This window comes from Ensifer sp. Root31, from assembly GCF_001424825.1.
Lineage (GTDB): Bacteria > Pseudomonadota > Alphaproteobacteria > Rhizobiales > Rhizobiaceae > Ensifer > Ensifer canadensis.
Genome location: NZ_LMCO01000007.1, coordinates 1 through 12800, shown reverse-complemented (window position 1 = coordinate 12800; position 12800 = coordinate 1). Strand labels below are relative to the sequence as shown.

The window sequence follows — 12800 nt, the reverse complement described above, 5'->3', positions numbered from 1 at the left end:
TCCTTAAATCCTATTCGATTTAAGGATGAAAACATGCAGCTACTCAAAGGGCTACAGCGACCTTTGCACGTCTAATAAGACGCGCGGCGCTGTAGTCGCAACGCCGCGCAAATGCCGGCGATAGAGCACATTGCGCAAAAGTGCGTAGCGGTTTTGCGATCACGGCATGCGCAAAAACAAGAGCTTGAAACGCAATAAGCGCCCCTCGGAGATCGCGGCCCGCTTTAGAAGGAGACGTCATGTTCAGCCGAACCAAGCACCGCACCGTCCACTTCAGTGAACCCTTCCAATTGCCGGATGTCGAAGGAGTGCTCGCGGCTGGAGACTATGAGGTGGATGATGACGAGGAACTGATCGAAGGCATTTCGTGGCTCGCCTATCATCGCGTCGCCACCTTCATCAAGGTGCCGGCAACCGCGGACAATGACCATCGCATGCGCATGGTCGCAATCGCGCCGGATGAGCTCGATCGCATCATCGCTATCGACCGCGCCAAGCATGCCTTCGTCCCGGCACCCCAACCCTGAAGAGGTCAAGAACCAATGCCCGCACATCGCTTCGCCGTTGGATTATCGGTCCGTCTCAGGGATCGCAGCCATATCTCGCCGATTGCCGCGGAAACCTACCGCATCACCGCCATCATGCCCGTTCGCGACAGCCAGCCCCAGTACAGAATTCGCAACGACGAACTTGGCCAGGACCGCGTCAGCAAAGAGGAAAACCTGGAGCCGATCGAGTGGGGCATGCCCCGCCACTAGATCGCTTCGGAAACGCTCTATCTGTTTGTTTTTACGCATTTCCGGACGGAAAACCGCTTCGCACTTTTCCTGGAAATGCTCCAACCGAGGAACCGCCATGACCTATTACGGAAAACTGAGACAGCTGCTCCAGTGGAAAGGCGCGCCGGCCATGGTGCCCATCACCAAGCCGCCGACGCGAAAACCGTCTCTCCGCAAGCCAAAAACCCTGTCGGACGACGAGCAGAAGGGTGCGAACGAGAGCGCCGTCAAATCGCGGCGCGGCCGCGAAACGCTGGAGCGGCATCGCCTCTTGTGAACGGTGGCAACGGGATTTGTTTGAACACGCGCCACGACGGCAAGGGCGCAGGCAGACGGGCGAGCCCGAGGGCGCGGTCGTCTGTGACGACGGCAATCGCCACGCGTCGCAGTCTTGCGGGCTGAAAAGCGCCCAAAGAAAAAGGCCGGGAAATCCCGACCTTCTCAATATCGTCTCAATGGCCAGTGCCAGTACATCCGTGGTCAAGGACCAGAGACGAAATATCGGTGATTACGCAGCCGACAGGTTGTCGGCAGCGCTCTTGCCCGAACGTGCATCGCGAACGATGTCGAAACGGACCTTCTGGCCTTCAACGAGCGAGCTCATGCCAGCGCGTTCAACAGCAGAAGCGTGCACGAAAACGTCGGTTGCGCCGTCGTCCGGAGCGATGAAGCCAAAACCCTTGGTGGTGTTGAAGAACTTTACGGTTCCAGTATTCATAAGAAATTCCTTTCAATCAAAAGTTCGCCTCCCGACTTTGGGCCGGACAAGGCAGTAAGATCGATTTTGATAGGAAAGGTCAGCTTGAACGCCGGTCGGCGAGAAAACAAAGCTCAGCAAGCAAGATCGATGGCAGACCCTTTACAGGCACATTGTGTTCTTAGCAAGGAGCAAGATCGACTACGGAAATACGTAAGGGCTCCGTACACCATTTTCGATGGCCTAACTTGCGCGCATCCCGCCCGGCCGATGGCAGCCTTGACCGGGCACGCGGCTGGGTTGGTTTGTCGGCCGGGCGTGGCGTCCGCGCCCGCGATGCATTCCTCGGCGAGCGGCGCTGCCTGCCGGCAGATGCGCCTACTTGATCGTGCAGATGCCGTTGGCTCCGCCCTTACCAGTATAGGAGACGGCGGGCGAACCGTCCGGGTTGACGCTGAGCGAAATCGTCACCCCGCCGCCCTTGGCTTCGAAGTAGTTGTCGTTGAATTTCTTCAGCTTGCCTTCCTTGCCGTTGATATAGATCGGCCCGCCCTCATCGGCGTGCACCTCGATATTGCCAGGGCAGGAAGCATTGACCAGCGGAATGCCGGCAACGGCATCGCCGGCCAGAGCAAATGCAGCGATTGCGGCAGCAGCACGCAGGCACGTCTTCATGACACTCTCCTTGGGAACCGTGGTCGACAGCACCGGGGGCAGAAACCGGCAGCCGGATCGTGGCAGCATGAGAATGGGTGTCAAGCAAGAGTGCAACCGCAGCAAGGCGTTGGCATGCGGCCCATTGCCGCCACCGCGACATCATCGACGGCATGCTCCTTCGTTTGGCATCTGGCTCAGGGAGCAATCCACGGCAGCTTTCAAGCGTCGCAGCGCCGTTCAGGCGTGATCTGTCGCGACGCCACGGCCAAACGAGAAAAGACCCGCCGCGGTCAGCACGCGACGGGTCTTTGGCAGATGCGGATCACCAACGGGGAGGCTCGTTGGGATCACGTGAACCAGCTGACTGGGAGGCGATCAGTTGGTTCGCATTGCTCTTGGCAAAGGTCTTTGCCTTGCATGTGTTGGATATTAGCCGAGCGATCTGCCAGGAGGTGTTCCCAGGGTAACAGGCACGAAAAAATCATCGGAAGCGGCGGGGCATGCTCAGCTTGTCCCTGCCCAATGTTCGCACCGGTCACCCCAACCGCCTCAGGCAACCACAGCATCGTCGACGACGGCCACTGAACCCTTGCCATGCCGACCGCCCTCTTCCCCCCAACGACACAAGGCGGCGGCCGCAACGTTGAGCGCCGCGCCGCGCTCCGTCAGGGAGTAGACAACCTTTGCCGGCAGCGACGAATAAACCGTACGATCGACCAGTCCATCCGCCTCCAGCTCGCGCAGCGGCTGGGCCAGCATCTTTTCGCTGATCGCCGGGATGGACTGGCGTAGGCGGCCAAACCGGCGCGCCGCCTTTCCAAGCTCGCAGAGGATATCGACCTTCCACTTGCCCTCGATCGCCTTGAGTGCGGTGGCAAAGCCGCAATTTTCCATGGTCGGGTTCACGATATCCTCCTTACTATCCGGGGAGTAAGCACTTACCCCACGGTAAGCGCTTACCGGCCGGTGCGTATTGCGCACGTCCGGCGCCACCATACCTCTGGCCAGCGACGGCAAAAAAAGCGTCGCGCCAACGGATATGGAGTTTTGCAATGAAGCCATCAATGAGTGTTTTGGGAACGGGACGCATGGGATCGGCGCTGGCGCGCGCCCTGCTCCAGGCCGGGTATCGCACCACGGTCTGGAACAGGACAAGGGAGAAAGCCGAGCCGCTCACGGCACTCGGCGCCACCTTAGCGCCGACCGTCCGCCAGGCGATTGACGCGTCCGAGATCGTCATCGTCAATGTCAGCGACTATGCCGCCACCGCAGCGTTGCTGCGCGCAAACGACGTTGCGCCCGGCCTGGCAGGCAAGCTGATCGTTGAGTTGACCTCGGGGACGCCTGAGGGCGCGCGCGAAACCAGCGGGTGGGCCGCGACCCATGGCGCCCAATACATCGATGGCGCCATCCTGGCGACGCCCGACTTCATCGGCACCGATGCGGGCACGATCCTGCTATCGGGCGCGCTTGAACCCTTCACCGCCAACGAGACTGTGTTTCGCGCGCTCGGCGGCAATGTCCAGCACATCGGCACCGAACCGGGGCGCGCCAACGCGCTCGATAGCGCCCTCCTCGCGCTGATGTGGGGGGCGCTCTTCGGCGGGCTGCACGCGATCGCCGTCTGCCGAGCCGAAGACATCGACGTTGGCGAACTGGGACGCCAATGGAAGGCGACCGCGCCCGTCGTCGAAGGGCTGGTCGCCGACCTGATCAAGCGGACCGGTGCCGGACGGTTTGCCAGCGACGCGGAAACGCTGTCGTCGATCTCGCCGCATTACGGCGCGTTCCAGCATCTCAAGGACCTGATGGAAGCGCGCAGCATCGATCGGACCGTAGTCGACGGTTATGACGCGATCTTCAGCCGGGCGATTGCATCGGGCCATCTGCATGACGACTTCGCCGCCCTCTCCCAGTTCATGGGCAAGGCGTAGCGCCCTCAAGCAAACAGGGAACATCTCACCTATTCCCGGACCGGCCGCCATTCCGAGCTGGCTAGGGATCAGCCCTTGGATCGGATCCGATCCAAGGAGAAATCATGCAGTAACTTTAAAGCGTTACAGCGTCGTTCGCGCGTCATGTTCGACGCGCGGCGCCTTAGCGCACCAGCGGCCCGTTTGCCTTTTTCCAGGCATCGATGCCGCCCTCGATATGGCAGGCGCTGATCAGTCCGGCGGCTTGCGCCGCCTGGACCGCCATCGCCGAGCGTTCGCCGAAGGCGCAATAAAAAACGATGCGCTTGCCCGTCGCAAGCGCCAGTTCATGCAGCATGCCGCCAGCGCCGATGTTTTCCCGCAGTTCCGGATAGGGTGCGTGCAGCGCACCGGGAATGGCGCCGTGCTTTTCCCGCTCCGCCTTCTCGCGCAGATCGACGATTGCGACATCCGAACGGCCCCTGAGCGCCAGGGCTTCCACCGCCGAAACCGCCCAGCCCTTGGCGGCGATCTCGTCCTGATGCAGGCCGACATGGATATTGGCCGGCACTGCCACATCCATCATCTTCGGGTTCGGCAGGTTGAGATTGTTCATCAGGTCGACATATTCGTCGACCGATTGCACCTTGAGGCGCGGATTGAAGCGCTTTTCCTCGCCGATGGTCGAGACCGTGTCGCCCTTATAGTCGTGGGCCGGATAGACCAGCGTGTCGTCGGGCAGCTTCAAGAGCTTGTTGAAGATCGAATCATATTGCTGGCGCGGGTCGCCGTTCTGGAAATCCGTGCGCCCCGTGCCGCGGATGAGCAGCGTGTCGCCGGTAAACACCCGCCCACCCGTCAGGAACGAATAGCTGTCGTCCGTATGGCCAGGCGTGTAGAGCACGTCGAGGCTGAGGCCCTCGATCGAAACACGGTCGCCCTCGGCCACCCGCATCGAAACCACATCGGCCGCCGTTTGCTCGCCCATGACGGTGATGCAATGGGTGCGATCGCGCAGCGCCCCGAGCCCGGTGATGTGGTCGGCATGCAGATGCGTGTCGACCGCCTTGACCAGTTTCAGGTCAAGCTCGCGCACCAGCTGCAGATAGCGGTCGACCTTTTCCAGAACCGGGTCGATGATCAGCGCCTCTCCCCCCTGCCTGGAGGCAATGAGGTAGGTATAGGTGCCGGACGTACTGTCGAAGAGTTGGCGGAAGATCATCGGTTTCTCCCTAGAGCATGTCGCGCAAAAGTGCTCAGCGGTTTTGCGATGACGACATGCGCAAAAACAAGAGCGTAAAGCGCAGCAAGCGAATCCTAGAGATCGCGACGCGCTTTAGTGCAAGCCCGCTGCATCCCGCGGGACAAATCTCATCCGCGGGATGTCTCGTACTTCAAGAAGCGGCTGCATGATCCTTGCCGAGACCGGCTCCGGCCCAGGGCGTCATGCAGTGGCGCGGGCGCGGCAGGCCGCCTCCCGCGATTACTTCGGCTGCGGCACGATCCGGATATAGGGTTTTGGTGCGCGCCAGCCTTCCGGATACTTCTGCTTGGCTTCCTCGTCGCTGACCGAGCCGGCGATGATCACGTCTTCGCCGTTCTTCCAGTTCACCGGCGTTGCCACCTTGTGCTTGGCCGTCAGCTGCAGCGAATCGATCACCCGCAGCACCTCGTCGAAGTTGCGACCGGTGGTCATCGGATAGATCAGGATCAGCTTGACCTTCTTGTCCGGCCCGACGACGAAGACGTTGCGCACAGTCTGGTTATCGGCGGCGGTGCGCTGCGTCGGGTCGCCCGATACCGGCGCCGGCAGCATGCCGTAGAGCTTCGACACGTTGTAGTCGACGTCGGCGATCATCGGAAAGTTCGGCGTGGCTCCCTGCGTTTCCGCGATGTCGCTGACCCAGCCGGCGTGGCGGTCGAGCGGATCGACGGAGAGCCCGATGATCTTTACCCCGCGCCGGTCGAATTCCGGCTTGATCTTGGCCATGTAGCCAAGCTCGGTGGTGCAGACTGGCGTGAAATCCTTCGGATGCGAGAACAGCACGGCCCAGGAATCGCCGATCCAGTCGTGAAACTGGATCTTGCCTTCCGTGGTTTCCGCCTGGAAATCCGGTGCGATGTCGTTGATTGCAAGTGTCACGATAGACCCCATCATTTGAATATGCTGGCTTCAGCCATACAAGGCGGGAAGTGTGCCACTTTTGGTGCGATAGGCAACTTCTAAAGATGAGGTAGAGAGACGAGAGGCGGCCGCCTTGCCGCTGTGGTAATCTGCGTCATATCAGTCTGTGCTGATATGACCGATTGCGTGGGACCGTGTGCGGTCATCCGGCGAGGAGCAGACCTCGGAGCGATGCCTTGGCATCGGTTAAGGATTGCGACGCGGCCGGTGGTCGACAGGCGGCCCACCCGAAGGGCCGGACACTTTTGGCCCGCTGATGGCGTCGACAATCCTTACCGGACCGCTTGGGTCCGGCTCCGGTTGTCTTCTTGCCGGAGAACAAAATCGCTCCGGCGCAGGAGGTCAATATCGGTGCAGGTTGGTATCAGGTCGGAGCTGCCATGAGCGATACGCGAAAAATTGCGGCCATCCTTGTCGCCGACGTGGTCGGGTACAGCCGGCTCGCCGGCGCCGACGAGGAGCGTATCCTGGCGCGGCTGCGCACGCTGCGCAGCGACCTGATCGACCCCACCATCGCCGTCTACAACGGCCGCATCGTCAAGCGCACCGGCGATGGCAGCCTCATCGAGTTCCGCAGCGTCGTCGATGCCGTGCGCTGCGCCATCGAGGTGCAGAGCGCCATGCTGGAGCGCAACGCCGGCGTGCCCGAGGACCGGCGCATCGAGTTCCGCATCGGCATCCACCTCGGCGATGTCGTCGAGGAAAGCGACGGCGACCTGATGGGCGACGGCGTCAACATCGCCTCGCGGCTGGAAGGCATCGCCCGCCCCGGCGCGATCTGCCTTTCCGAGGATGCCTACCGTCAGGTCAAGGCGCGGCTGGACCTTACGGCAACCGACCTTGGTGCCACGCAGCTGAAGAACATCGTCGAGCCGATCCGGATCTACGCGCTGGAGATCGGCGTTGCCCGCGCGGCCAATGGCCCCGCCCCTGCCCCGACGCCGGCAAAGGCGCAGCCGCCGAGCCCGTACCGCCTGCCGGAAAAGCCTTCGATCGCCGTGCTCGCCTTCGACAACATGAGCGGCGATGCCGAGCAGGAATATTTCTCCGACGGTATCAGCGAGGACATCATCACCGACCTTTCCCGGCTGTCGGAGCTGCATGTCATCGCCCGCAACTCGTCCTTCGTCTACAAGAACGCGGCGGTGTCCGTGCCTGAGGTCGCCAAGGCGCTCGGCGTGCGCTACGTGCTCGAAGGCAGCGTGCGCAAGGCCGGCAACCGCGTGCGCGTCACCGCGCAATTGATCGACGCCAACGATGGCGGCCACGTCTGGGCCAATCGCTTCGACCGCGATCTCACCGATATCTTCGCGGTGCAGGACGAACTGACGCGGGAGATCGTCACTGCGCTGAAAGTCCAGTTGACCGGCGGCGACAAAAGCTCGCTTGCCGGCGGCCGCCCGGTCGACGTCAAGGCCTACGAGCTGCTCTTGCGCGGCCGCGAGCAGGCGTCTGCGCACACGCTGCTCGCCAATGCTGCCGCACGCAGCCTCGCCGAAGCCGCTGTTGCCATCGACCCCGACTATGCCGCCGCCCATGCGCTCATCGCCTTCACCCATGTGCTCGACTATATCAACGACTGGAGCGCCGATCCCGAGCAGTCGCTGAGCACCGGCCGTGCGCTTGCCGAACGGGCAGTCGCGATGGCGGACGACCAGCCCGACTGCCACTGCGCGCTCAGCGTCGCCTGCATGTGGATGAGAGAGCTGGACCGGGCGCGGGACGAGGCGCATCTGGGGCTGGCGCTGGCGCCCAACTCGGTGCAGCTCCACATGGCGCTCGCCCATGCGCTGATCTTCTCCGGCGAACCGAAGGCAGCGCTCGACGAACTCGACATCTCCATGCGGCTCGACCCGCTCTATCCCGAAGTGCTTTTACAGTTCCTCGCCGACGCCCACTTTTCGCTCGGCGCTTACGAAACGGCGATCCTGGCGATCGAGGCCCGACTGATGCGAAACCCGCATTCGGAAACCGCCTTTGCCCTGCTCGCCTCCTGCCACGGCCATCTCGGCCATCTGGACCAAAGCCGCCAGGCCTGGAACCGCGCGCTGGAACTCAACCCCAATTTCTCCATCCCCCGCCGCCGCCGCGTCCTGCCCTTCCGCAACCCGGATGATTTTGAGCGTCGAGTGGAAGGGTTGCGCAAGGCGGGGCTGGTGGAGTGAGAGGCCGGGAAGCACTTTGCGTGCCTGGCTCGGCACATTCAAGACATACAGACTGTTTGCGAAAGTAGCGCAGCTAACCGTTCGGGTCACAACACGTGTGAAGGTCATCTCTGCAAGACATTGAACGACTGGATTGCGCCAAAGGTGGTCACAATGATCCGGATTGCGTTTGGTGGCCACATGGTTTCATGTGGCTCTTGCTCAATCTATCTCTTGACCTCGATTACAAGTGGATAGCCCTCGTCGTCCCACTCCAAAAAACCGCCGGCAAAATAGTAGATGTGCGTGTAACCCCAGGCGATCGCCTTGGCCGAAGCATAAGCGGCATAGGTGCAACTCTTGCCCTGACAATAGAAGGCGACCTCACCTTCCTTTCCCCCCACCATGGCAAGGCTTTCCTTTGATAGGCCGGTGACGAGGGATAGGTTGATGGCCTTGGGGATATGGCCATTGTCATAGTTAAGCGAAGCACGCACATCGATGAAGGGCACGCCGCGTGCGAGCAGCGCCTTTGCTTCCGTGACATCGATTTTTATGGTTCTGTCGACACTGAGTTCGCCCTTGGTCAGCGCCATAAACTTCACGTAGTCGTCAAGGGCGAGGTCTGTGCCAGCCCCCTCGGGCAATCCGGCCTTGCGGAGTCCCTCCTGCAGGCGCGTGATGTAAGGCCTATGGTAGCTGAATGCGCTACCATACCAATCATAAGCACTTTCCTGGACGGTGAGCGGATCGCCCAAGAAGGACATGGCCAGCGTGTTATACTGGTCGATCAGCGTCTGAATGCCGTCAGTGCGCCCGAGATGTCCGTAGCTTGCTATCAGGGTGGCGTAATCTGCCCGGAGATCGGACTTTTTGCCGATCACGCGTTCAAAGGTGTCGACGGCTTCGACATATTTTCCCTGGGAAAAGAACGAGACTGCGAGCATGCGCAGCGTTGCACGCGAGGGATGGGGATCGAACCTCATCGCCAGGCGGGCCTGCTGTTCCGCCTCAGTTGCGCGTCCCTTCGCGTTGAGAATCCGCGCCAGGCCGACATGGTTGTCAGGATCATTCGGCGCAAGCTTCATCGCCCGGTCGATGGCAGTGAATGCTTCGTCATAGCGACCCTGCTGCGCAAGCACCTGCGCCGATATCGCATAGGCAAGCGGCGTCGGCTTCTCCATAGCCTTTGCTAGATTTCTGATGAGGTTCTTTGAAGCGGTCTCCCGACGGTAAAAATCCCAGGACAAGATGCTCGTCCGCCAGTTTGCTGCTGCCAGTGACGCATAGGCGCGGCTATAGTTTGGATCGAGTACGATCGCCTTCTGGAAGAAGTCGGAGGCCGTGGCCGTTTCGGCCTCGCTGTCCCGGCGAAGATGATCCCAACCCCGCAACAGCGAATCGTAGGCTTGCGGATTCGTCGTTTCCGGCACCGCTGCCACGCTTCGCTCGGCACTCGTCAGCTTCACTGAAAGAGTTGAAACGATCTGTCCGATCACCCTGTCCTGCAGCCCGAACACGCCGCTCATTTCCCCATCATAGCGCTCGGCCCAGAGGTGATGTCCGTCGATCGCGTCAATCAACTGGGCATTGACACGAACATGGTTTCCCTCTCGACGTACGCTGCCCTCCAGGATGTAATGGACGCCCAGTTCCTCGGCCACCTGCTGAACTTTGGTGGGCTTGCCCTTGTAGGTGAAGGTCGAGTTGCGCGCGATCACGAAGATGCCAGACAGTTTTGAGAGTTCGGTGATCAAGTCGTCGGTCATCCCGTCGGCAAAATAGCTCTGCCCCGCATCAGAGCTGAGATTGTCGAATGGCAGGACGGCGATGGAGGGCGTTTGGGGTAGCGGAAAAGCCATCCGCGCAACGGACGCCGCGTCAGCACTTTCGCGCGTTTGGGCCAGCCAAACTGCTGGAACGCTTATCAGGAGCAGGAAGGCCAAAGCAGCCGGGATTCTCCAACGGCGAAAGCTTTTGAGGTTGAAGCGTCGCAGCCGAGTATTTCCCTCGAACCTCACCCGGTAGACACGGACGGGCCGCTGGATATTCTTCACATGCTGCTCGCCGATAAATTCCAGCGGCAATTCGAACTTGCCCTGCAAGTGATCGAAAGCAGTGCCAGATACGAAAAGTCCCCCTGGCTCACACATCTGCTCAAGGCGAGCCGCGACGTTGACGCCATCGCCCAGCAAATCATCCTCGTCGACAACCACATCTCCGAGATTGATGCCCATGCGGAGGAGAAGTCGACGCTGGACTGGGACATCCACTTGGCACGCAGCGACCTTACTTTGTGACGCGACTGCGCAAGCCACGGCGTCGACGACGGAGCCAAATTCCACGATCGCACCATCGCCCATGAGTTTCACGATGCGTCCGTGATAATCTTCCATAAAGGGATCGAAGATTTCGGAACGCCATGCCTTGATTGCAGCCAGGGTCCGGGCCTCGTCGGCTTCGATGAGTCGCGAATAACCGACAATGTCGACGGCAAGAATTGCCACCAGCCGCCGTTCTGCGCGAACTGCTTCCATAGCCACCTCTCCCAAAGGTGTAGAGAAGGCCTCGCTCTTGCGTTGGTCAGGGGCGGGAACTCTAGCTTCCGAAGCTACGCTTGTTTCCTCGCTCGTGCCAGATTTATTGCCTGACTCGGGACCTTGCCGGAATGGCCGCTTCGGGCCGATACTGTTGAAAAACTCGGTATTGCCGGTACTTGGGACGCGTGATTCAATCCTCTGAGTGATTTGCAGGGGATCAGGTGAATGATGGGATGTCAGGCGGCTCCGGCGCAGCTCTTCTACGACTTCTGCCTCAAAGATCACGTCCCTGCTGACCATCTGCTGCGCGGGATAGACCGCCATCTCGACCTCGACAGCGTGCGAGCACCGTTGAAGCCGTTCTACAGCAACACAGTTGGCCGCTTCGGGCCGATACTGTTGAAAAACTCGGTATTGCCGGTACTTGGGACGCGTGATTCAATCCTCTGAGTGATTTGCAGGGGATCAGGTGAATGATGGGATGTCAGGCGGCTCCGGCGCAGCTCTTCTACGACTTCTGCCTCAAAGATCACGTCCCTGCTAACCATCTGCTGCGCGGGATAGACCGCCATCTCGACCTCGACAGCGTGCGAGCACMGTTGAAGCCGTTCTACAGCAACACAGGTCGTCCTTCGGTTGCCCCTGAGCTGATGATGCGGATGCTGATCATCGGCTATTCGATGGGTATCCGCTCGGAACGGCGACTTTGCGAGGAAGTCCACCTCAACCTTGCCTATCGTTGGTTCTGCCGCCTCGGACTGGACGGCAAGGTRCCGGATCACTCCAGCTTCTCGAAGAACCGTCATGGCCGGTTCCGGCAAAGCGACATCCTGCGGCACCTATTCGAGACGGTGGTGGAACGCTGTCTTGCCCAGGGACTGGTGGCGCGGAAGGGTTTGCCGTCGATGCAAGCCTGATCGCCGCAGACGCCAACAAGCAGCGTTCTGTGCCTGGTGCGGAGTGGGAAGTCAAAGACGATGCCAGCCGCTCGGTCCAGGAATACCTTGCAGTTCTTGATGATGCCGCTTTCGGTGCGGCATCGCCGGTGACGCCGAAGTTCATCTCGCCTTCCGATCCAGCAGCGCAATGGACGGGTGCCCACAAAGGCCATGCCTTCTTCGCCTACGCCACCAACTATCTGATCGATACCGATCATGGCGTCATTCTGGACGTGGAGGCGACACGTGCGATCCGCCAGGCAGAGGTCGGAGCATCCCGCACAATGCTCGACAGGACCGAGAACCGCTTCGGCTTGAAGCCAGACTATCTGGCAGCCGATAGCGCTTATGGTTCTGCCGACAATCTGGCCTGGCTGGTCAAGGAGAAGAAGATCGCGCCGCACATTCCTGTCTTCGACAAATCGAACCGGACGGACGGGACCTTCTCGCGTTCGGACTTCACCTGGGAGGCCGAGAATGATCGCTACGTCTGCCCTGCGGGAAAGGAATTGAAGCAGTTCCATCGAACCTATGCAACGCCCAGATCAGGGATCACGAGCGAAGGAACACGACTCTATCGCGCCAGCAAAAAGAACTGCGACCCGTGCGAATTAAAGCTTCGCTGCTGCCCGAACATGCCTATGCGCAAGGTGCCGCGTGATCTCAACGAGGATGCCCGCGATGTTGCCCGAGCTATTGCCACCACACCTGAATACGTGCAGTCCCGACATCGTCGCAAGAAGGTAGAAATGCTCTTTGCCCACCTCAAGCGCATTCTGCGGATGGCGCGTTTGAGGCTAAGAGGACCGTGCGGTGCGCGAGACGAATTCTTGCTGGCAGCAACCGCCCAAAACCTCAGGAGGCTCGCGAAACTCAGGCCGCAAAGGTCGCTATACCGCGCCATCGCCGCATGAGCGCGGCATACATCGATACCTTGCGCTAAGGCG

The 12800-nt window shown here is 60.6% G+C and carries 11 protein-coding genes and 2 pseudogenes; 7 read left to right on the top strand and 6 right to left on the bottom strand.

Annotated features, from left to right (window positions below):
• Positions 1-239 precede the first annotated feature (239 nt).
• The 3 genes from ASD00_RS08885 (at position 240) to ASD00_RS08875 (ending at position 1056) form a co-directional block, all read left to right on the top strand.
• A complete protein-coding gene (locus ASD00_RS08885) occupies positions 240-527 on the top strand; it encodes a hypothetical protein (protein ID WP_025427570.1) in 288 nt (95 codons plus the stop codon).
• A gap of 15 nt (positions 528-542) precedes the next feature.
• Complete coding sequence (locus tag ASD00_RS08880) at positions 543-758, top strand: hypothetical protein (RefSeq protein ID WP_025427571.1); 216 nt, start codon at positions 543-545, stop codon at positions 756-758.
• 97 nt (positions 759-855) lie between these two features.
• Complete coding sequence (locus ASD00_RS08875) at positions 856-1056, top strand: hypothetical protein (RefSeq protein ID WP_025427572.1); 201 nt, start codon at positions 856-858, stop codon at positions 1054-1056.
• A gap of 231 nt (positions 1057-1287) precedes the next feature.
• On the opposite strand, the gene ASD00_RS08870 is transcribed toward ASD00_RS08875, so the two are convergent.
• From ASD00_RS08870 to ASD00_RS08860, 3 genes are all read right to left on the bottom strand, one after another.
• On the bottom strand, positions 1288-1497 hold the full coding sequence (locus tag ASD00_RS08870; RefSeq protein ID WP_025427573.1) for a cold-shock protein: 210 nt from the start codon (positions 1495-1497) through the stop codon (positions 1288-1290).
• Between the two features lie 357 nt (positions 1498-1854).
• Positions 1855-2151 carry a hypothetical protein gene (locus ASD00_RS08865; RefSeq protein ID WP_057206194.1) on the bottom strand — a complete coding sequence of 99 codons (297 nt, stop codon included), beginning with the start codon at positions 2149-2151 and terminating at the stop codon, positions 1855-1857.
• 531 nt (positions 2152-2682) lie between these two features.
• Positions 2683-3039, bottom strand: a complete 357-nt coding sequence (locus ASD00_RS08860) for a helix-turn-helix domain-containing protein (RefSeq protein ID WP_082523501.1) — start codon at positions 3037-3039, stop codon at positions 2683-2685.
• 146 nt (positions 3040-3185) lie between these two features.
• Between ASD00_RS08860 and ASD00_RS08855 the strand changes: the two genes are divergently transcribed.
• On the top strand, positions 3186-4067 hold the full coding sequence (locus ASD00_RS08855; RefSeq protein WP_057206190.1) for an NAD(P)-binding domain-containing protein: 882 nt from the start codon (positions 3186-3188) through the stop codon (positions 4065-4067).
• A 163-nt stretch (positions 4068-4230) separates the two neighbouring features.
• Here the strand turns inward: ASD00_RS08855 and ASD00_RS08850 are convergent, their stop codons facing one another.
• Both ASD00_RS08850 and ASD00_RS08845 read right to left on the bottom strand, forming a co-directional pair.
• Positions 4231-5268 (bottom strand): MBL fold metallo-hydrolase, encoded by a 1038-nt coding sequence (locus ASD00_RS08850; RefSeq protein ID WP_025427577.1) that lies wholly within the window; start codon positions 5266-5268, stop codon positions 4231-4233.
• Between the two features lie 261 nt (positions 5269-5529).
• Positions 5530-6189 (bottom strand): peroxiredoxin, encoded by a 660-nt coding sequence (locus ASD00_RS08845; RefSeq protein ID WP_025427578.1) that lies wholly within the window; start codon positions 6187-6189, stop codon positions 5530-5532.
• A gap of 422 nt (positions 6190-6611) precedes the next feature.
• On the opposite strand from ASD00_RS08845, the gene ASD00_RS08840 reads away from it, so the two are divergent.
• Entirely contained in the window at positions 6612-8396 is a 1785-nt protein-coding gene (locus tag ASD00_RS08840) for an adenylate/guanylate cyclase domain-containing protein (protein ID WP_057206253.1), read from the top strand.
• A gap of 206 nt (positions 8397-8602) precedes the next feature.
• Here the strand turns inward: ASD00_RS08840 and ASD00_RS08835 are convergent, their stop codons facing one another.
• On the bottom strand, positions 8603-10912 hold the full coding sequence (locus tag ASD00_RS08835; protein WP_025427580.1) for a rhodanese-like domain-containing protein: 2310 nt from the start codon (positions 10910-10912) through the stop codon (positions 8603-8605).
• Positions 10913-11140: 228 nt separating this feature from the next.
• Between ASD00_RS08835 and ASD00_RS41560 the strand changes: the two are divergent.
• Positions 11141-11299 (top strand): annotated as a pseudogene (locus ASD00_RS41560) (IS5/IS1182 family transposase); the annotation flags it as partial.
• Positions 11300-11388: 89 nt separating this feature from the next.
• Positions 11389-12767 (top strand): annotated as a pseudogene (locus tag ASD00_RS08825) (IS1182 family transposase).
• Positions 12768-12800: the final 33 nt, after the last annotated feature.

What these genes read in the sequence shown, in the direction of transcription:
- ASD00_RS08885 (WP_025427570.1), top strand. Translation starts at nt 240, where the DNA reads ATGTTCAGCCGAACCAAGCACCGCACCGTCCACTTCAGTGAACCCTTC.
- ASD00_RS08880 (WP_025427571.1), top strand. Translation starts at nt 543, where the DNA reads ATGCCCGCACATCGCTTCGCCGTTGGATTATCGGTCCGTCTCAGGGAT.
- ASD00_RS08875 (WP_025427572.1), top strand. Translation starts at nt 856, where the DNA reads ATGACCTATTACGGAAAACTGAGACAGCTGCTCCAGTGGAAAGGCGCG.
- ASD00_RS08870 (WP_025427573.1), bottom strand. Translation starts at nt 1,497, where the DNA reads ATGAATACTGGAACCGTAAAGTTCTTCAACACCACCAAGGGTTTTGGC.
- ASD00_RS08865 (WP_057206194.1), bottom strand. Translation starts at nt 2,151, where the DNA reads ATGAAGACGTGCCTGCGTGCTGCTGCCGCAATCGCTGCATTTGCTCTG.
- ASD00_RS08855 (WP_057206190.1), top strand. Translation starts at nt 3,186, where the DNA reads ATGAAGCCATCAATGAGTGTTTTGGGAACGGGACGCATGGGATCGGCG.
- ASD00_RS08850 (WP_025427577.1), bottom strand. Translation starts at nt 5,268, where the DNA reads ATGATCTTCCGCCAACTCTTCGACAGTACGTCCGGCACCTATACCTAC.
- ASD00_RS08840 (WP_057206253.1), top strand. Translation starts at nt 6,612, where the DNA reads ATGAGCGATACGCGAAAAATTGCGGCCATCCTTGTCGCCGACGTGGTC.
- ASD00_RS08835 (WP_025427580.1), bottom strand. Translation starts at nt 10,912, where the DNA reads ATGGAAGCAGTTCGCGCAGAACGGCGGCTGGTGGCAATTCTTGCCGTC.